The 17,774-nt window shown below is 73.6% G+C and carries 18 protein-coding genes; 10 read left to right on the plus strand and 8 right to left on the minus strand.

The features are described 5' to 3' along the window. Positions 1–85: 85 nt before the first annotated feature. The 6 genes from ABFX51_RS29665 (at position 86) to ABFX51_RS29690 (ending at position 5,484) form a co-directional block, all read left to right on the plus strand. Positions 86–874, plus strand: a complete 789-nt coding sequence (locus ABFX51_RS29665) for an ABC transporter ATP-binding protein (protein ID WP_091504112.1) — start codon at positions 86–88, stop codon at positions 872–874. Next, positions 867–1,574, plus strand: coding sequence for an ABC transporter ATP-binding protein (locus ABFX51_RS29670; RefSeq protein ID WP_091504111.1), 708 nt, complete (start codon positions 867–869; stop codon positions 1,572–1,574). The genes ABFX51_RS29665 and ABFX51_RS29670 overlap by 8 nt, the downstream gene beginning before the upstream one ends. After that, a complete protein-coding gene (locus ABFX51_RS29675) occupies positions 1,575–2,453 on the plus strand; it encodes a branched-chain amino acid ABC transporter permease (protein WP_091504110.1) in 879 nt (292 codons plus the stop codon). Further along, entirely contained in the window at positions 2,450–3,466 is a 1,017-nt protein-coding gene (locus ABFX51_RS29680) for a branched-chain amino acid ABC transporter permease (RefSeq protein WP_346055634.1), read from the plus strand. The genes ABFX51_RS29675 and ABFX51_RS29680 overlap by 4 nt, the downstream gene beginning before the upstream one ends. 23 nt (positions 3,467–3,489) lie before the next feature. Next, positions 3,490–4,794 (plus strand): ABC transporter substrate-binding protein, encoded by a 1,305-nt coding sequence (locus tag ABFX51_RS29685; RefSeq protein WP_091504108.1) that lies wholly within the window; start codon positions 3,490–3,492, stop codon positions 4,792–4,794. 99 nt (positions 4,795–4,893) lie between these two features. After that, entirely contained in the window at positions 4,894–5,484 is a 591-nt protein-coding gene (locus ABFX51_RS29690; protein ID WP_091504107.1) for a TetR/AcrR family transcriptional regulator, read from the plus strand. 20 nt (positions 5,485–5,504) lie between these two features. Here ABFX51_RS29690 and ABFX51_RS29695 read toward each other — a convergent pair whose 3' ends face one another. The 5 genes from ABFX51_RS29695 to ABFX51_RS29715 all read right to left on the minus strand — a co-directional run bounded on the left by ABFX51_RS29695 (position 5,505) and on the right by ABFX51_RS29715 (position 10,223). Further along, positions 5,505–6,635, minus strand: a complete 1,131-nt coding sequence (locus ABFX51_RS29695; protein WP_346055635.1) for an FAD-dependent oxidoreductase — start codon at positions 6,633–6,635, stop codon at positions 5,505–5,507. Beyond that, a complete protein-coding gene (locus ABFX51_RS29700) occupies positions 6,632–7,342 on the minus strand; it encodes a TetR/AcrR family transcriptional regulator (RefSeq protein ID WP_091504105.1) in 711 nt (236 codons plus the stop codon). Before ABFX51_RS29700 ends, ABFX51_RS29695 begins: the two co-directional genes overlap by 4 nt. A 125-nt stretch (positions 7,343–7,467) precedes the next feature. Further along, complete coding sequence (locus ABFX51_RS29705; RefSeq protein WP_346055636.1) at positions 7,468–8,346, minus strand: SAM-dependent methyltransferase; 879 nt, start codon at positions 8,344–8,346, stop codon at positions 7,468–7,470. 298 nt (positions 8,347–8,644) lie between these two features. Then, positions 8,645–9,244 carry a hypothetical protein gene (locus ABFX51_RS29710; RefSeq protein WP_346055637.1) on the minus strand — a complete coding sequence of 200 codons (600 nt, stop codon included), beginning with the start codon at positions 9,242–9,244 and terminating at the stop codon, positions 8,645–8,647. Positions 9,245–9,275: 31 nt separating this feature from the next. Continuing rightward, positions 9,276–10,223, minus strand: coding sequence for an Lrp/AsnC family transcriptional regulator (locus ABFX51_RS29715; RefSeq protein ID WP_346055639.1), 948 nt, complete (start codon positions 10,221–10,223; stop codon positions 9,276–9,278). A 93-nt stretch (positions 10,224–10,316) separates the two neighbouring features. On the opposite strand from ABFX51_RS29715, the gene ABFX51_RS29720 reads away from it, so the two are divergent. Continuing rightward, the gene (locus tag ABFX51_RS29720; RefSeq protein WP_346055640.1) at positions 10,317–11,705 is read left to right on the plus strand and encodes an MFS transporter; all 1,389 of its coding nucleotides are present in this window, start codon (positions 10,317–10,319) and stop codon (positions 11,703–11,705) included. On the opposite strand, the gene ABFX51_RS29725 is transcribed toward ABFX51_RS29720, so the two are convergent. The 3 genes from ABFX51_RS29725 to ABFX51_RS29735 are packed head-to-tail and all read right to left on the minus strand — an operon-like array spanning position 11,641 to position 15,347. After that, complete coding sequence (locus tag ABFX51_RS29725; RefSeq protein WP_346055641.1) at positions 11,641–13,158, minus strand: CHAD domain-containing protein; 1,518 nt, start codon at positions 13,156–13,158, stop codon at positions 11,641–11,643. The genes ABFX51_RS29720 and ABFX51_RS29725 overlap by 65 nt on opposite strands. 21 nt (positions 13,159–13,179) lie before the next feature. Then, positions 13,180–14,310: a glycoside hydrolase family 3 N-terminal domain-containing protein gene (locus ABFX51_RS29730; RefSeq protein ID WP_346055642.1), complete on the minus strand. Its 1,131-nt coding sequence runs from the start codon at positions 14,308–14,310 to the stop codon at positions 13,180–13,182. Positions 14,311–14,351: 41 nt separating this feature from the next. Then, on the minus strand, positions 14,352–15,347 hold the full coding sequence (locus ABFX51_RS29735; RefSeq protein WP_346055643.1) for an aldo/keto reductase: 996 nt from the start codon (positions 15,345–15,347) through the stop codon (positions 14,352–14,354). A gap of 90 nt (positions 15,348–15,437) precedes the next feature. Between ABFX51_RS29735 and ABFX51_RS29740 the strand changes: the two genes are divergently transcribed. From ABFX51_RS29740 to ABFX51_RS29750, 3 genes are read left to right on the plus strand one after another with little or no spacing between them, the layout of a single operon-like run. Continuing rightward, the gene (locus tag ABFX51_RS29740) at positions 15,438–16,145 is read left to right on the plus strand and encodes a TetR/AcrR family transcriptional regulator (protein WP_091504097.1); all 708 of its coding nucleotides are present in this window, start codon (positions 15,438–15,440) and stop codon (positions 16,143–16,145) included. Positions 16,146–16,155: 10 nt separating this feature from the next. Next, a complete protein-coding gene (locus tag ABFX51_RS29745) occupies positions 16,156–17,301 on the plus strand; it encodes a M24 family metallopeptidase (protein WP_091504096.1) in 1,146 nt (381 codons plus the stop codon). Continuing rightward, the gene (locus ABFX51_RS29750; protein WP_091504095.1) at positions 17,298–17,765 is read left to right on the plus strand and encodes an Lrp/AsnC family transcriptional regulator; all 468 of its coding nucleotides are present in this window, start codon (positions 17,298–17,300) and stop codon (positions 17,763–17,765) included. Before ABFX51_RS29745 ends, ABFX51_RS29750 begins: the two co-directional genes overlap by 4 nt. Positions 17,766–17,774 lie beyond the last annotated feature (9 nt).

Here is a 17,774-nt window from a genome sequence, read left to right on the forward strand (position 1 = left end):
CATAACGCTGTACCGTTCGCCGCGAACCGAATCGGATTCGGTTTGCTGGATACCGGACGCTGCGATGAGGCGGTGGTCGCGACCCATGCACGACGATGATCCGTTGCTGCGGGCCGAGGGGCTGAGCGTGTCCTTCGGGGGCCTGCGGGTGCTCGACCGGGTGTCGCTGGCCGTGCCCCGTGGGCGCGTGCTCGGGGTGATCGGGCCGAACGGGGCGGGCAAGACCACGCTGTTCAACACGATCTGCGGCTTCGTCCGCCCCACCTCGGGCACGCTGTTCTTCGACGGAAGGCCGCTCCGGCACCCGCGGCCGCACCAGCTGACCCGGCACGGCATCGCCCGCACGCTGCAGGGGCTGGGCCTGTTCCCGCGGCTGACCGTGCTGGAGAACGTGCTCGCCGGAGCCACCCACCGCGCCCGCACCGGCGTGCTGTCCTCGCTGCTCGCCTCACCGTGGGCGCAACGGCACGAACAGCGGCTGACCGAGCAGGCCATGCGAGTACTGACCACAGTGGACATAGCCGCCGAAGCGCATCGCGTGTGCGCCAGTCTTCCTTACGGCACAAGGAAACGCGTCGCCCTCGCGCGGGCGCTGATCAGCGAACCCCGGCTGCTGCTGCTCGACGAACCGGCGGCGGGACTGTCCGAACAGGAAACCGCGGACCTCGCCGGGATCGTGCGGGGCCTGCGGCAGCACACCACGGTCATGCTCGTCGAGCACCACATGGACTTCGTGATGAACCTGTGCGACGAGCTGGTGGTGCTCGACTTCGGCGAGGTGATCGCGCGCGGCACCCCGGAGCAGGTGCGGGCCGACCCCGCCGTGCAGCGCGCCTACCTCGGCGAAGCGGTGCCGGGAGGTGCCGATGCTTGAGGTGCGCGGGCTGGCGGCGGCCTACGGCCCGGTGCGGGCGCTGCACGGCGTCGACCTGCACGTCGAGCGGGGGTCGATCACCGCCGTGCTCGGCGTCAACGGCGCGGGCAAGACCACGCTCCTGCGGGTGATCAGCGGTCTCCTGCCCCCGAAGGCGGGCAGCGTGGTGCTCGGCGGGCGGGACGTCACCCGGCGCGCGCCGGAGGACCTCGTGCGGCTGGGCATGGCCCACGTGCCGGAAGGCCGCGGCGTGATCGTCGAGCTCACCGTCGAGGAGAACCTGCGGCTCGGCGGGCTGTGGCGGCGGGACCGCGGCTGGCTGAAAACGGGGACGGCGCGGATGTTCGAGCTGTTCCCGCCGCTCGCCGAGCGCAGGCACCAGCGCGCGGAAGCGCTTTCCGGCGGCGAACGGCAGATGCTCGCGATCGGGCGCGCCCTGATGAGCCGACCGGAGCTGCTGCTGCTCGACGAACCCTCCCTCGGCCTCGCCCCGCGCACCACCGCCCGGATCATCGCCACCCTGCGTGCCCTGCGCGAGCAGACCGGGCTGACGTTGCTGCTGGTCGAGCAGAACGCGGCCACCGCCCTGTCGGTCGCCGACCGCGCCGTCGTGCTCAACCTCGGCCGCAAGGTCGCCGACGACGACGCCACCCGGCTGGCCGCCGACGACCGCGTCCGGCGCGCTTACCTGGAGGGCTGAATGGGCCGTTTCCTCGACCTGACACTCGCGGGCCTGACCACCGGCGCGGTCTACGCCGCCGTCGCGCTGGCGCTGGTGCTGATCTGGCGCTCCACCCGGATCGTCAACTTCGCCCAGGGCGGCATGCTCATGGTCACCACGTTCCTCGCCCACACCGTGGCCGGTTCCGGTGGCTCCTACTGGCTCGCGCTGCTCGTGGCCGTCCTCAGTGGACTGGTGCTGGGCGCGGTCGTGGAGCGGGTGCTGATGCGCCCGGTCGAGCGGCGCCCGCCGCTGGACGCCGTCGTGGTCACCTTCGGGCTGCTCGTCCTGCTGCAGGGCGTGGCGGGCATGGTCTTCGGCGGCACCCCGCGCTCGTACCCGCCGGGGTTCGACATCACCGGGTTCCGCGTCGCGGGCCACCAGCTGCTGTTCTCGCCCAACGACCTGTGGGTCGTGCTCGTCGTGCTCGGGGTGATGGCGGTGCTCGCCTTCGTGTTCCGGCGCACCTCACTCGGGCTGCGGATGCGCTCGGCGGCGTTCGCGCCCGAGGTCGCGCGGCTGCTGGGCGTGCGCGTCGGGCGCATGCTGACCGTCGGCTGGGCGCTGGCCGCCGTGGTCGGAGCCGTCGCCGGGGTGCTCATCGCGCCGGCCACGTTCGTCAGCCCCACCGCGTTCGACGCGACACTCGTGTTCGGCTTCACCGCCGCCGTCATCGGCGGGCTGGACAGCCCACCCGGTGCCGTCGTCGGCGGGGTGCTGCTGGGCGCGGTGCTGAGCTACGTCTCCGGCTACCTGGGGCCCGACGTCGTCACGTTCGCGGCGCTCGTGGTGCTGATCTTCGTGTTGATGGTGCGGCCGAACGGGTTGTTCGGCAGGGGAGCGGAGCGGCGGGTATGACGCGGGTGTGGCGGTCCACTGTGGTCAGGCACCTGAGCTGCGCCGCGCTCGGCCTGCTCGCGCTGTACCTGCTGTCGATCTTGCTCGACCCGTTCGGCGACCTGCAGCTCGCCCAGATCTGCTACACCACGATCGCCACCGCGGGCCTCACCGTGCTGTCCGGCCTCAGTGGACAGATCTCGCTCGGGCACGGCGCGTTCGTCGCCGTCGGCGCCTACACCACCGCGCTGCTGCTGGCACACCAGCAGTGGCCGCTGGCGCTCGTGCTCGTCGCCGCGACCGTGCTCACCGCACTGCTGGGCGCGCTCGTCGGGGTCGCCGCCGCCCGGCTGCGGGGCCCCTACCTCGCCGGGGCCACGCTCGCACTCGCCGTCGGGCTGCCGTCGCTGGCGGACTACCACGGCCTGCGGGACGCCCTGGGCGGCGCCAACGGCCTCGTCGTCACCCCGCCGCCGCCCCCGTTGTCGCTCGGCGAGGCGTTCCCGGTGGAGCGCTGGCACGCCTGGATCGGCGCGCTGTGCCTGGTGCTCGTGTTGTTCCTGCTCGCGAACCTGGTGCGCAGCCCGCTGGGCCGCAACATGCGGCTGGTGCGGGAGGACGAGGACGCCGCCGCGCTGTCCGGGGTGCCCGTCGCCCGCACGCAGATCCTCGCGTTCTGGGTCAGCGCCGGCTGCGCGGGACTCGCCGGGGCGCTGTTCGCGACGGTCAACAACCTCGCCTCGCCCGGCGCGTTCGGGCTCACCCTGTCGCTGTCGCTGCTCACCGCCGCCGTGCTCGGCGGGCTGGGCAGCCTCGCCGGGGCGGTCTACGGCGCGGTGCTGGTGACCTTGCTGCCCACCTGGTCCAACGACCTGGCGCAGGCCGCCGACCTGCCCGAAGAGATCTACGCCAACGTGCCGCTGGTGCTCTACGGGGTCGTGCTGATCGTGGTGATCCTGCTGTTCCCCGGCGGGCTGCAGTCCGGCGTCCGCTGGGCCGGCCGCACGGTGCGCGCCAGGCTCCACCCCCGATGACGGTCCGAGGAAAGGGAGAACAGATGGCTCCTTCGAGACAGGTGCGGGCAGGGATCGCGCTCACCGCCGCACTGGCACTGGCACTGTCCGGGTGCGCCGGCGGGGGCAGCGGTTCCGGCGGCAGCCCCGGCGTCACCGACACCACCGTGACGATCGGCAGCACGCTGCCGCTCACCGGCACCGCGGCCCCCGGCTACAGCGAACAGGGCCCGGCGGCGAAGGCGTTCTTCGACTACGTCAACGCGCAGGGCGGCGTGCACGGCAGGCAGATCGTCTACAAGTACCTCGACGACGGCTACAACCCCGCGCAGACGGTCACCCTGACCAAGCAGCTGGTGTTGCAGGACAACGTGTTCGCCATCGTCGGCGCGCTGGGCACCCCCACGCACACCAAGGTCGTGGACTTCCTCAACAGCTCCCGCGTGCCCGACCTGTTCGTCGCCTCCGGCTGCACCTGCTGGGACAACCCGAAGGACCACCCCTACACCTACGGCTGGCAGCCCGACTACACCGTCGAGGGCAAGATCCTCGGCGACTACGTGAAGAAAACCTTCGCCGGCAAGAAGATCGCCTACTTCTACCAGGACGACGACTTCGGCCACGACGGCATGAAGGGCCTGGACAAGTTCATCGACCCCGCGCGGGTCGTGGCCCGCGAGCCCTACCAGCCCGGCAACACCGACGTCGCCGCGCAGGTCTCGGCGATCGCCCGCGCCCAGGCCGACGTCGTCGTGCTGGAGACCATCCCCGCCTACACCGCGTTGTTCAAGCTGGCCGCGCTCAAGCTCGGCTACCGGCCCGCGCTCGTCGCGTCCAGTGTGGGCTCCGACCCGATCACCGTGTCCGGGCTCCTGGAGAACTTCGCGCAGCGCGCGGGTTCGCCGGTGCGGGGCGCGGACCTCATCGAAGGGCTCGTCACCAGCGCCTACCTCCCGCCGCTGGACGACACGGCGAACTCCTGGACGGCGTTGTTCCGCAAGATCCACGACCAGTACATCCCCACCATCCCCTTCGACGGCAACGTGTACTACGCGATGTCCTACGCCTACACCTTCGTGCAGGCGCTGCAGGCCACCGGCCGCGACCTGACCCGGCAGAAGCTCATCGACACCCTGAACAAGGGCGGCTTCCGCGGGCCGGGGCTCGTGCCGTTCCGCTACAGCGCCGACAGCCACGCCGGGTTCACCGGCGGGCAGATCGCGACGGTGCGCGGCGGGCGGCAGACCGGGGAAGGCACCCCCGCCACCACCGACGACGGCGCCGGCCCCATCGTGCCGTACCTGGGAGGCCAGCCCAGCGCCCCGCCCAACGGCATCCCGCCGGCCTGACCGCACGATGGGGCGGTGTACCCGCCCCATCGTGCGAAACCGCGGGCCGGACGCGCGTGCCCGCGGTCCCGGCCGCCCGGCATCCGGCAGAATCGGGGCATGACCGAGGTGGCAGGCAGCAGGAGAGCGCAGACCACGCGCGCCGCGCTGCTCGAGGCGGCGCGCGAGGTGTTCACCGCGTCCGGGTACGACGCCGCGAACATGGTCGAGATCGCCGACCGGGCGGGCGCGAGCATCGGCAGCCTCTACCACCACTTCGCCGCGAAGTCCGATCTGTACATCACGCTCTACAACGACTACCAGCGGCGGCAGCAGCACCGCTCGGCACAGGCGTTCCGGTCCGCGCTCGCCCGCGGGGAGGACGACGCGCTGCGCCTGTTCATCGTCGGCACCCGCGCCTACCTGGAAGGCTGCTGGGAGGAACGGGAGCTGGCGACGGTGTTCCTCTCCGGCGGCGGGCCCGCGGGGTTCGGCATGCTCACGCGGGAACGGTTCCGCGAGTGGCTGCACGCCAACTCCACGCTGGTGAACGGCCACACCCGGCCGTTGAGCGACATGCTCGTGCTGTGCCTGACGGCGATGGCGACCGAGGCCGGCCGGGAGGTGGCCACCGCTCCCAGCCGCGCCAAGGCCCGCAGGCTGATCGACGAGGTCCTCGAACTGATGGGACGGCTCTACCCCGCGGACTGAGGCCGTCCACACGCGACTGGTCAGTCCGAGATGGCGGCGAACATGTCGAGCACACCCTGCGGGGCGTCGGCGCGGAACATGATCTCCATGCTCCGCGCGGACTCGCCCGCCGCGTGCTCGGCACGCGGGAACAGCGCCCGCTCGTAGGCGGCGAGCGCGGCTTCGGTGTCGCCGAGGTGCGCGGCGAGCGCGAGCCCGAGTTCCGCGCCGTCCTGCATGGCGAGGTTCGCGCCCTCCCCGGCGAACGGGGACATCAGGTGCGCGGCGTCGCCGAGCAGTGTCACGCCCGGCACCCGCTCCCACCGGTGCCCGACCGGCAGCGCGTGGATCTCGCGGCGCACGAGCTGCCCGTCCGCTTCGGCGATCAGGGCACGCAGGCTCTCGTCCCAGTCCGCGAACTCGGCGAGCACCGCGGCCTTGGCGCGGGCGGTGTCGGTGAAGTCCAGACCGGACAGCCAGTCCTGCCCGGCGCGGACCCCGGCGTAGATGTGCAGGCTCCCGTCGGGCTCCCGGTGCCCCAGCAGGCCCCGGCCGTCGCCGAGCGCGAACAGCATGCCGCCGCCGACGACCTCGGCACACGCCGGGTGGCGGCGGTCGGCGTCGAGCAGGTCGGCCTCCACGAAGGACATTCCCGTGTAGACCGGCTCAGCGTCCGACACCAGCGGCCGGATCCGGGACCAGGCGCCGTCCGCGCCGACGAGCAGATCGGTGGTGAACACCGTGCCGTCGGCGAGGGTGACCTCGTGGCGGCCGTCGCCGAGCGGGCGGGCGGCGGTCACCTTCGCGTGCCAGCGGATGGTTCCCTCGGGCAGCGAGCCGAGCAGCAGGTCCCGCAGCTGCCCGCGGTCGACCTCCGGCCTGCCGCGGTCGTCGTCCTCCTCGGCCAAGCGCAGCACGCCGTGCCGGTCGAAGACGTGCATCGCCTGCCCGCCGGGGTGCACGAGCTCGCGGAACGCCTCGTGCAGGCGCGCGGCCCGCAGTGCCTCCTGGCCGGAGTCGTCGTGGATGTCGAGCATGCCGCCCTGCGGGCGGTCGTGCGGACCCGGCGCCAGGTCGAACACCGCGGCCTCGAGACCGTGGACGTGCAGGACGCGTGCCAGCGTGAGGCCGCCGAGCCCGGCGCCGATGATCGCGATGGGGTAGTGGGTCATGACTTGTGCTCCTCGGAGTTCCTGGCCGCGTGCCGCGGCGTGTAGGCGATGCCGTTGATCAGTGCGAGGAAGCCCCAGGTGAGGCGCTCGCGGGGTTCGCCGGACAGCAGCTCGCCCGCGACCGCGGCGAGGTGCGGGTGGGACGGCGACGCGGCGCGCAGCGCGCGGACGAGCGCGTCCCACCCGGCGGCTTCCTCACCGTCCGTCCGGCCGGTGTGTTCGGTGGCGGTGGCGGTGGCCTGCAGCAGCAGCAGGTCCACTCCCCAAGCCGCCTGGGCCGGCGGGACGCCGCCCTCGTCCAGCAGGGCCAGCAGCCCTTCGACGAGCCGCAGGTAGTGCCGGCCGCTGGGCCGCGCGACGAGCGCCGCCCTGGCCAGCTCGGGATGCGCGAACAGCACGGTGGTGTAGGAGGTCAGCACCCCGATCAGCCGGTCCCGCCAGTCGCCCCGCGCCCGCACGGGCTCGAGATCGACGGTGCCGAGCAGTTCGTCCAGCACGGCGGCGTGCAGCTCGGCCGTGCTGGCCACGTACACGTAGAGCGACGCGGGGCCCGTGTCGAGCTCCTGCGCCAGGCGGCGCATCGTGACCTTCTGCAGGCCTTCGGCCCGCATGAGCCGCACCGCCGTGGTGACGATGCCTTCGCGGGTGAGGGCGGGTTTCGCCGGGCGTTCCCGGCGGCTGCGGATCGGGTTCTGGTCGACGGCCATGCCCCCACTATAGCGAACATGTTCGTGACGAACATGTTCGCTGCGTCTCACCGATATGGTTGGGCCTGGTCAGGGTAATGGAAGAGGACGAACATGATCGTGCTCGCCGGGAGCACGATCCGGCGTCATCCCCTGAGTACGGCCTCGATCAGCCACACGGGCACGCGGTCGGCGGAGTCGGCGAACACGTCCGGCACCTCGCGGCCGTGCCGCCGCAGTTCCGCGGCGATGTCGGTCACCTCGGCCGCCCACCCGAAGCGGCGCAACCACTCTTCAGGCCCGGTGTCCGGCCCGGAGCGCACGAGCGCGGCTATCATCATCGCGGAGATGCGCTCGGCCTCGTCGGTGGCCCTCCGGGTCATCGTCTCCTCGTCCACCTGCCGCGCGGGGTACTCGGTCAGCAGCCGCGCCCCGGTGCCCGACAGGTCGGTGACCGTGGCGGCCAGCCGGTCGCTCTCCTCCGCCGTGAAGTACATCAGCACCCCCTCGGCCAGCCACAGCACCGGCTCACCAGGCCGGAACCCAGCCTCCCGCAACGGCGTCGCCCAGTCCTCCCGCAGCTCCACCGGCACCGGGACACGCCGGCACGTCGGCTCGGCGCCGTGCCGGATGAGCACGCCGTTCTTGAAGTCCAGCACCGACGCGCCGTCCAGCTCGAACACCGTCGTGTCGCCCGGCAGCCCGAGCCGGTAGGCGCGCGTGTCCATGCTCGCGCCGAGCAGGACCACCTGCCGCACCCCGGCCGCCACCGCCCGCCGGACCCGCTCGTCGTAGAACGGGGTCCGCACGGCGAAGTAGGAGCTGAAGGCCCGCCACAGCGGCGAAATCCCGTCGTCACGGGCCATCGCGATCCGGGGCAGCCCGGCCCCGGTGAAAGCGGTCGCCTCGGCCACGAACAAGCGCGCCCACGGGTCGTCGAACAGCCGGTCCTGGCGCGCGGACTCCTGCGCCCGCGCGTAGGTGGTGAGCAACGCGGTGGCGCGCACCCCCTCCGGTGCGGTCACTCCTGCCACGCTCCTCGGTCTCGCACTGGCCTGCTGGTGCCGGAAGACGATAGCGAAGGGGATGGACCCCGGTCCCCACCACGTTGGGACTTACGGCCGTATCCACACTGGACCGTTCGCCGCACACTGGATGGCGTGCCGGTGCTCGGGGCCCCGGCACGACGGGGGCGGGTGGCGGTCGTCCGGGGACCGAGCCGCTCGCAGGGGAGCAGTCGCGACGTCCGGTCGGGGCCAGCGTTCGCTCGATTGCTCCAGGCTGGGGCGGCCCGGTACCGCCGGACCGCCCCAGCCGCACAGCTCATGCCGCGGCCGCCCGGCCCGCGGCGAAGAAGCCCGCGATGTCGGGCAGCTCGCGCAGCGGCCGGGCGGCGCCGAACGGGGCGGTCCAGAACGGACCCCGCCGCGGCCGGTGCGGGCCGACGTAGGCGTAGGGCTCGCCGAGGTAGCCGTCACCGGGGGAGACGCCGTAGTTGATCTCGTCGACGGTGACGGCGACGTCGAAGTGCTCCGGCCACAACACCGGCTCCACGCCCGGCGCGAACGCGCGCAACGCGGCATCACCGGCGGCGTAGGCCGCGAGGATTTCCCCGGTGGCGGCGGGGTCCAGAGCGATGGTTTCCCCCGGCGCCACCCCGGAGCCGTCGGCGTACACGCCCGCGGGCGCACCGGCCTCGATCCCCGCCTCCGCGGCCACCTCCGCGAAAGTCCGCCCTGGCAAGGAGATCCGGCGCTCACCCACCACCAGCTCGGTGCCCGCCACCCGCAGGTCGGGCTCCAGCACCGTGCCGAACCCGCCCGGGGTGATGCGCAGCCGGATCTTCCCCGTGGCCCGGTACTGCGGCCCCGCGAGCAGCAACTCCGCCACCCCGTGCAGCGACCGGCGTGTCCCGTCCGTCATCGCGTCCCCCTCCTGTTGCGCTCCACGGTAGTCACGCGGCGCGTTTCAGGGTCCGGATGACGGGCGCCGTTTCGACGTGGCCCACGCCGTCGATCGCGGCGATCGTCTCCGCCAAGTAGGTGTAGAGCGCGTCGACGTCGGGACACAGCACGCTCGCGAGCAGGTTGGTCGGCCCGGTGGTCGCGGCGACGAGCGCGACCTCCCGCTGCCCGGCGAGCGCCTCCGCCACGGCGGCCAGCCGGGGCTGGCGCACCGACAACCACAGCAGCGCCTGGGCGGCGAACCCGAGCGCGGCGGCGTCGAGGTCCACGTCGAGGTAGAGCACGCCGTCCCGCCGCAGCTGCTGGACCCGCCGCCGCACGGCCGGTTCCGGCTGCCCGGTGCCGGCGGCGAGCTCGGCGTAGGTGGCGCGGCCGTCGCGGGCCAGTGCCGCGAGCAGCGCAGCGTCCCCGCTGACGTCCACGAGCACGCCGTCCGTGGCGGCCGGTTCCGGGGTCAGACGGCGGACCTGCTCCTCGGTGAGCGTCGTCGCGCGGCCGGGCCACCCCACGGGCCCGCCGACGAAGGTGCGCAGCAGGCAGTGCGCCGACACCGCGACCACGCGGGGCGTGCGGGGCAGCTGCCGCAGCAGCAACGCGTCCGGCGCCTGTGCCCCGGCGGCCCGCGTCACGCACACGATCTCGGTGCCGCCCGAGGTCAGCTGCACCCACGAGGTGTCGTCACGGGCGGCGAGGGCGTGCGCGACCTCGAGCGCCGCGTCGGGCGTGGCGCGCAGCCGCACGAACCACTCGACCTGGCCGATCCGCCGTGGGGCCGGGCGGGCGATGACCCGCAGCCCGTGCTCCTCGCGCAGCCGCCGGTAGCGGCGGGCGACGGTCTGCTGCGAGGTGCCCAGCACGTCGGCGATGAGCGCGAACGGCGCCCGCCCGTCGAGGTGCAGCGCGTGCACGAGGGCCCGGTCGAGCTCGTCGAGTGGCATGTTCCGCATCCTATCCGTGCTTGTGTGGAGGAAACCGTCAGAAGTGCCGCGATCGCTGGAGGGCGAGACGGGCCGCTGCCTAGCGTCGCGGTCATGACCGACGTCCTCCACCCGCGACGCTGGGGCGCGCTGACCGCGCTTCTCGTCGCCGAAGCCATGAACCTGCTGGACACGACCGTCGTCCAGGTCGCCGCCCCGGTGATCCGCGACGATCTCGGCGCGGGTCCGGGCGAGCTGCAGTGGCTCACCGCCGGGTACACGCTGCCCTTCGCCGTCCTCCTGATCACCGGCGGCCGTCTCGGCGACCGGTTCGGGCGCCGCCGCGTGTTCGTCACCGGGCTCGCGGTGTTCGTCCTGTGCTCGATCGCGTGCGCCCTCGCGCCCGGCATCGGCGTGCTGCTCGCCGCGCGGGTCCTGCAGGGGGCGGGGGCGGCACTGCTGGTGCCGCAGACGTTCGGGCTGATCCGGGCGATGTTCACCGGCGGGGAACTGGCCAAGGCGCTGGGCGCGATCGGCCCGGTGATGGCGCTGGCCGCCGTGTGCGGACCCCTCACCGGCGGCGCGCTGACCGACGCGGCGAGCTGGCGCGCGGTCTTCCTGATCAACGTGCCGCTCGGCGCGGGGGTGCTGCTCGCGGCGCCGCTGCTGCGGGAGGACCGCTCCCCGCGCCCGCCGCGCCTGGACGGCACCGGCACGGCGCTGGCGGCGGTGGCGACCGGGCTCCTGGTCTACCCGCTGGTGCAGGGCAACGACGCGGGCTGGCCGTGGTGGACCTGGGCGTGCCTGGCCGGCGGGGTCCTGCTGCTGGCCGCGTTCGCCGCGCACCAGCGCCGTCGTCCACACCCCCTGGTGGAACCCGGGCTGTTCCGCGGCCGCGTGTTCCCCGCGTCGCTGGCCGGGTCGCTGCTGTTCTTCGCCGTGATGAACGGGCTGATGTTCGTGCTCGTGGTGTTCCTGCAATCCGGCGGGGCGAGCGCCTTCCAGGCCGGGCTGTCGATGCTGCCGTGGTCGGCCGGGCTCGGGCTCGGCTCCCTGGCCACCGGGCTGCTGCTGGTGCCCCGCTTCGGGGCGCGCGTGATGCGCGCCGGGGTCGTGCTCGTCCTGCTCGGCGCCACGGCGACGGCGGTGCTGCTGCGGGTGCCCGGCCCGCAGGTCGCCTGGTACCTCGCCGTGCCGCTGCTGGTCGCGGGGACCGGGCTGGGCGTGTTCACGGTGCCGTTCTTCGGCAACGCCTTGTCGAGGGTCGAACCCCACGAGACCGGCTCGGCGTCCGGGCTGCTCAACGCCGTGCAGCAGCTGGGCGCGACGGTCGGCGTGGCGGTACTGGGTGCGGCGTTCTTCCACGCCGGCACGCCCGCGGGCGGCACGCGGCTCGCGCTCGGCGTGGCGGCCGGGCTGCTGGTGGCGGTGTTCGCCCTCACCTACCCGATGCTGACGCGACGGGCCGCGTCTGCGCGAGAAACCGTGCCAGCGCCCCGGTGAGCTCGGCGCGGGCGGCACGCTCCCGCCGGGCGAACCCGCCCAGCAGCTCACCCATCGCCAGCAGCGTCGGCGCACTCGCGAGGCCGGCGTCGAGCAGCTCCTGGGCGTAGGCGCGCAGTTTCGTGCTCTGCACCTCGCCGTCCTGGAACGCGCCGAGCACGTCCTGCAGCCGTTTCAGCTCTTTGAGCGCGCCGCGGTCCGCGGGCCGCACCGGCTGGAACACCTCCAGCGCGTACCGCAGCTCCTTCGCGCGCTTGCGCAGCGCGTGCACGTCCTCGGCAGGAGACTCGGGAGTGATCGCGGCCGCGCGGCGGATCACGCGTTTCGTGATGCGCCGCAAGCGTTCCGCCGTGAGATCGTCCACTGTGGAGTGCCGGTCCGGCGCGGCGACCACCCCGGACAACGCGGCCCGCCACGACTCCATCAGGCGGGCGAAGCGCTGCGCGCGCAGCCCGCGCACCAGGATCTTGCGCTCGGCGTCGCGGCGGCGCCGCAGGTGTTCGGCGAACGGGGCGAGGTCCTCGGGGGCACCCGCGACCAGGCTGTCCGCGAGCGCGTCGAACTCCAGGAGGTAGACGTCGAGGTCGCGGGTGGGGGTGGTGAGCTCGCCCAGCTCGGCGAACCGGGGCGCGAAGCGGGCGGCGAGGTTGCCGGGCAGGACGTCGCCGGCGACCTTGAGCAGGGACCGGGTGCGCCGCACCGCGACCCGCAGGTCGTGCAGGAACTCCGGGTCGACGTCGTCGACGGTGCCCTCGACGTTGCTGGTGATCGCCTCGGCGAACCCGAGCAGCGCGGTCGCGACCGCGGCGTCGGCGGGCATTCCCGGGGTGATGGCGTACCGCCCGGTCTCGCCCGGCAGGCCGCACGCGTCGAGCAGCTGGTCGTAGCCGACGGCGTCGGCGGGCTCGAAGTCCTCACCGGACAGGAGCGTGCGCGCCACCCACTTGGCGTCGCGGCGACGGCCCGGCGCGGCCAGCACCGTGACCCGCACCAGCGGCGGCTTCCGGACCGGGTGCAGGGTCCCGGCCTCGGCCCACCTCAGGCGTGCGGTCTCCTCGCCTTCGCCGTCGCACAGCACGATCTCCCGCACCACGGTGCGGCTGCGGATCTTCGGCGCGAGCGCCCGCACGCCCACCGCCGTGGCGATCGCGTCACGCAGCTCGCCGCCGGGCAGTGCCTCGATCCGCGCCGGCCACACGGGCGGTTCGGTGAGCTTGACCGAGTGCGGCGCGAGCACGAGCGACCCGGGCCCGGACGCGCCTTCGTGGGTGAGTTCGAGGCCGCCCCGCCGCAACCGCCAGTCCGCGGTGTCCAGATAGGACGCGGTGTGGACGCGGCGGGCGCCGAGCCGCGGCTGGAAACGCGGGGACAGCGGGCCGAGCGCCTTCAGCAGTTCCGCGGGTTCACCGCGGGTGGGGCGGCCCCGCCAGCCCAGTGTCACGACGTACGGCACAAGGCAGTATAAGGGTGATCTTCACCCGCACGAGTGCTTCGCGCGCAGGACCCGGGACAGCGCGTCGGTCACCCGCGCGGCCGGCAGCTCACCCGACGCCAGCGCCTGCTGCAGCCGGTCGAGCACGGGGCCCACGTCGCCGCCCGAGGACCACAGCGCCTGGTCGGCTCCCGCGAGCAGGGCGTGCAGCACCGCGTCGGGCAGCCGGTAGGTGCTGGTGATCGCCTTCATCGCGCCGAGGTCGTCGGTGAGCACCGGGCCGGTGAAGTGGTAGTCGGTGCGCAGCAGCCGGTACGCCGCGGGGGACAGGGAGGCCGGCTGCCCGTCGGTCAGGCCCGGCACGGTGAGGTGCCCGACCATGACCGCGCCGCCCGCGAAGCCGGCGACCGCCTCGTAGGGCCTCAGGTCCGCCGCACGCAGCTCCGCCAGCGGCGGGGTGGTGACGCCGCCGCTGTGCGAGTCGCCCTGCGCGTGGCCGTGCCCGGGGAAGTGCTTGAACACCGGGGTCACCCCGGCGTCACGCAGGCCCTCCGCGAACGCGATCCCGTAGTCGCGCACCACCGCCCGGTCGGCGCTGTAGGAGCGGTCGCCGATCGGGCCGTCGTCGGGCTGCGAGCTGACGTCCAGGCTCGGCGCGTAGTCCACCGTCACGCCCCGGGCCCGCAGCTGACGCCCGCGTTCCCCGCCCAGCGCCCGCACCTGCGCGACGCTCATCGTGCGCGCCATCTGCCGGGCACTGGGGATGGGCCCGTCGAGCTGGTCGATGCGCTGGACGCGGCCGCCCTCCTCGTCCACCGCGACCGACACGCCGAACCGCGCGGCCTGCTGGACCCGGTCGAGCGCGCCGTCGCGCAGCAGGGCGGTGGGGTTGCCGCCGACGAACACCCCGCCGACCTGCTCGTCACGCACGAGCCGCACCGCCGCCGCCGGATCGCCGGGGTCCACACCCACGACCAGCAGCTGCGCCAGCCGCTGCCGGTCGGACAGCTGCGCCACGACCTCGGCACACGCCGCGGGCGTGGTGCTCGTGACCGGCGGAGCCGAGGGCTTCGCTTGCGGGGCTGGTGGGACGGCGGCCGGGGGCGGCGCTTCACCCGCGCACCCGGCGAGCAGCGTGACGGCCAGGACGGTGGTGAGGATGCGGGACTTCATGGTCTCCTGTGATCGGGTGCGGGCACCCCGGCGAGTCTAGGTCACCGCTCGCTGTCGAGCTCGGCCATCATCGGCGCCGCGTACCGGTCACCCGCGGCGGCCCCGGCGGGCACGGCCCGCTCGATCTCCGCGAGGTCATCGGCGGTCAGCGGGAACCCGGTCGCCCCCAGCGACTCGGCCAGCCGCTCCCGGGTGCGCGCGCCGACGAGCGGGACGATGTCCTCGCCCTGCGCGGCGACCCACGCGATGGCCAGCTGCGCGACGGTGGCGCCCGTGCGCTCGGCGACCGCCCGCAGCGCCTCCACGAGCCGCAGGTTGCGTTCGAGGTTGCCCGCCTGGAAGCGCGGGCTGATGCCGCGGAAGTCACCGGCGCCCAGCGCCCGGTCGGCCTGCCACCGGCCGGACAGCAGACCGCGGGACAGCACGCCGTAGGCGGTGATCCCGATGCCCAGCTCGCGGGCCGTGGGCAGGATCTCGTCCTCGATACCGCGCGAGAGCAGGGAGTACTCGATCTGCAGGTCGGAGATCGGGTGCACGGCGGCCGCGCGCCGCAGGGTCTCGGCGTTGACCTCGGACAGCCCGATGTGGCGGACGTGCCCGGCCTTGACCAGGTCGGCGATCGCGCCGACGGTCTCCTCGATCGGCACGGCGGGGTCGACGCGGGAGGGCCGGTAGATGTCGATGTGGTCGGTGCCCAGGCGGCGCAGGCTGTAGGCGGCGAAGTTCTTCACCGCCGCCGGCCGCCCGTCGTAGCCCGACCAGCCGCCGTCGGGGTCCCGCAGCGCCCCGAACTTCACGCTGATGACGGCGTTGTCGCGGTTGCGGCCGCGCAGGGCGTCGCGCAGCAGCAGCTCGTTGTGGCCCATGCCGTAGAAGTCACCGGTGTCGAACAGGGTGACCCCGGCCTCGAGCGCGGCGTGGATGGTGGCGACCGACTCGGCCTCGTCGGCGGGGCCGTAGAGGTCCGACATGCCCATCAGGCCGAGGCCCAGTGCGGACACGGCGGGACCGTGCTGGCCGAGTTCGCGGATGTCCATGACAACTCCAGAGGTGTTTCCGTTGCTAACATTGCAACCATATCACCGGTAACGTAACGCGGCTACTGTGATGCTGTTATCATTGCCAACATGAGTTCGACCGAAGCACCCTCCACGCGCGACCGCATCCTGCGGGTGGCCGCCGACCTGCTGGCCACCGACGGCAGGGATGCCCTGTCCACGCGTGCGGTAAGCGCGGCGGCCGGGGTCCAGGCCCCGACGCTGTACCGCCTGTTCGGGGACAAGGAGGGCCTGCTCGACGCCGTCGCGAGCTACGGATTCGAGTCCTACCTCGCCGACAAGAACGCGATGGGGCACACCGACGACCCGGTGGCCGACCTCCGCCGCGGCTGGGACCTCCACGTCGAGTTCGGCGTGGCCCGGCCCGCGTTCTACGAGCTCATGTACAGCCGCAACCGGCTCTCGCCCGCCGCGCGGGAGGCGGAGGCGATCCTGCGGCACATGGTGGGCCGCGTCGCCGAGGCCGGGCGCCTGGCGATGAGCGTCGAGCGCGCCGCGCGGCTGGTGCACTCCGCCGGCATGGGCGTCGTGTTCACCCTCAACACCACCCCGCCCGAACAGCGGGACCCGCAGCTGTCCGAGGTGACCCGCGAGATGGTGCTGCGCACGATCACCACCGACGCCGCACCCTCCGCGCCCGGCGGCACCCCGGCACTGGCCAGCGCGCTCGTCGAAACCCTGCGCGCGCAGCCACCGGAAAGCCTCAGCCCGGCCGAGCACGCGCTGCTGACCGAATGGCTGACCCGGCTCGCCGACACCGCCGCACTCCGGCGGTAATGTCTGCCCCATGTCGCGCCGATCTCCGCAGAGCCCGCCACTGGACCCGACGATCCTGCGTGCCCGCCTGGACCGCGCGCGCCAGGCCGCCGACGCCGCCGAGACCGACGCCCTGCTCATCGCGCCCGGCTCGGACCTGCGCTACCTACTCGGTGAGGCCGGCGGCTCCTTCGAACGGCTGACCGCGCTCGTCCTGCCCGCGGGTGACGGCGTCCCCGCGCTCGTGGTGCCCAAGCTCGAAGCCCCCGGCTACGCCCACGTCCCCGCCGAGGACCTGGGTGTCGAGGTCGTGACGTGGGTGGACGGGGAGGACCCGTACCGGATGATCGCCGACCGCCTCGGCAAGCCGGGCCGCGTCGCCGTCAGCGACAACACCTTGGCGCTGCACGTGCTCGCGTTCCGCGATGCGCTGGGCGACGCGGAGCAGACCCTCGCCGGGCCGGTCGTCCGCGAGCTGCGGATGCGCAAGGACGCCGCCGAGATCGACGCCCTGCGCCGCGCGGGTGCGGCGATCGACCGGGTGCACGCCCGCGTCGGCGAGTGGCTGCGGCCCGGCCGCACGGAAGCCGAGGTGGGCGCCGACATCGCCGCCGCGATCGTCGAGGAGGGGCACGCGCTCGCGGACTTCGTGATCGTCGGCTCCGGCCCCAACGGCGCCAGCCCGCACCACGACGTGTCCGACCGCGTCATCGAACGCGGGGACGTCGTGGTGGTCGACATCGGCGGCCCGCTGCCCGAGGGCTACAACTCCGACTCCACCCGCACCTACGCCGTCGGCGAGCCGCGTGACGCGGACGTGGCGGAGACGTACGCGGTGCTGCAGCGCGCGCAGCGGGCGGCGGTCGAGGCCGTCCGGCCGGGCGTCACCGCGCAGGACGTCGACGCCGCGGCCCGCTCGGTGATCACCGACGCCGGGTACGGCGAGTTCTTCATCCACCGCACCGGCCACGGCATCGGGCTGGACGTGCACGAGGAGCCCTACATCGTCGGCGGGAACACGCTGCCGCTGGAGCCGGGCATGGCGTTCAGCGTCGAACCGGGCATCTACCAGCCGGGGCGCTGGGGTGCGCGGATCGAGGACATCGTCGTGGTCACCGAGGGCGGTGTCGAGTCGCTGAACAACCAGCCGCACGAACTCGTCGTGCTCGGCGCATGAGCGCCACCCCCGGGCCGCTGGAGCCCCTGGACCAGGCGATCGCGCGGGAGCTGGCCGTCGACGGCCGGTGCAGCTTCACCGATCTCGCCGAGCGGGTGGGGCTGTCGGTGTCGGCCGTGCACCAGCGGGTGCGGCGGCTGGAACAGCGTGGCGTGATCCGCGGGTACGCCGCGCAGCTGGACGGCGAGCTGATCGGGCTGCCGCTGACCGCGCTGATCTCGCTCACCCCGAACGACCCCGCCGCCCCGGACGACTACCCGCAGCGGCTGGAGCACATCACCGAGATCGAGTCCTGCTACTCGGTCGCCGGGGACGAGTCCTACATCCTGCTGGTGCGGGTCGCCTCGCCCCGGGCGCTGGAAGACCTGCTGCGGCGCATCCGCGAGGCGGCGAAGGTGTCCACCCGCACGACGGTCGTGCTCTCCACGCCGTTCGAGGGCCGGACGCCGATGCTGTCGCCGTAGCCGTAGCAG

Origin of the sequence: Amycolatopsis dongchuanensis, assembly GCF_039542405.1 — a bacterium.
GTDB lineage: Bacteria > Actinomycetota > Actinomycetes > Mycobacteriales > Pseudonocardiaceae > Amycolatopsis_E > Amycolatopsis_E sacchari.

Bases quoted from the DNA above. Each gene is read 5' to 3' on its own strand.
- ABFX51_RS29685 (WP_091504108.1), top strand. From the start codon at position 3,490: ATGGCTCCTTCGAGACAGGTGCGGGCAGGGATCGCGCTCACCGCCGCA.
- ABFX51_RS29715 (WP_346055639.1), bottom strand. From the start codon at position 10,223: ATGCCACTCGACGAGCTCGACCGGGCCCTCGTGCACGCGCTGCACCTC.
- ABFX51_RS29700 (WP_091504105.1), bottom strand. From the start codon at position 7,342: ATGGCCGTCGACCAGAACCCGATCCGCAGCCGCCGGGAACGCCCGGCG.
- ABFX51_RS29730 (WP_346055642.1), bottom strand. From the start codon at position 14,310: ATGAAGTCCCGCATCCTCACCACCGTCCTGGCCGTCACGCTGCTCGCC.
- ABFX51_RS29745 (WP_091504096.1), top strand. From the start codon at position 16,156: ATGTCGCGCCGATCTCCGCAGAGCCCGCCACTGGACCCGACGATCCTG.
- ABFX51_RS29750 (WP_091504095.1), top strand. From the start codon at position 17,298: ATGAGCGCCACCCCCGGGCCGCTGGAGCCCCTGGACCAGGCGATCGCG.
- ABFX51_RS29665 (WP_091504112.1), top strand. From the start codon at position 86: ATGCACGACGATGATCCGTTGCTGCGGGCCGAGGGGCTGAGCGTGTCC.
- ABFX51_RS29670 (WP_091504111.1), top strand. From the start codon at position 867: ATGCTTGAGGTGCGCGGGCTGGCGGCGGCCTACGGCCCGGTGCGGGCG.
- ABFX51_RS29735 (WP_346055643.1), bottom strand. From the start codon at position 15,347: ATGGACATCCGCGAACTCGGCCAGCACGGTCCCGCCGTGTCCGCACTG.
- ABFX51_RS29720 (WP_346055640.1), top strand. From the start codon at position 10,317: ATGACCGACGTCCTCCACCCGCGACGCTGGGGCGCGCTGACCGCGCTT.
- ABFX51_RS29690 (WP_091504107.1), top strand. From the start codon at position 4,894: ATGACCGAGGTGGCAGGCAGCAGGAGAGCGCAGACCACGCGCGCCGCG.
- ABFX51_RS29740 (WP_091504097.1), top strand. From the start codon at position 15,438: ATGAGTTCGACCGAAGCACCCTCCACGCGCGACCGCATCCTGCGGGTG.
- ABFX51_RS29710 (WP_346055637.1), bottom strand. From the start codon at position 9,244: ATGACGGACGGGACACGCCGGTCGCTGCACGGGGTGGCGGAGTTGCTG.
- ABFX51_RS29695 (WP_346055635.1), bottom strand. From the start codon at position 6,635: ATGACCCACTACCCCATCGCGATCATCGGCGCCGGGCTCGGCGGCCTC.
- ABFX51_RS29680 (WP_346055634.1), top strand. From the start codon at position 2,450: ATGACGCGGGTGTGGCGGTCCACTGTGGTCAGGCACCTGAGCTGCGCC.
- ABFX51_RS29675 (WP_091504110.1), top strand. From the start codon at position 1,575: ATGGGCCGTTTCCTCGACCTGACACTCGCGGGCCTGACCACCGGCGCG.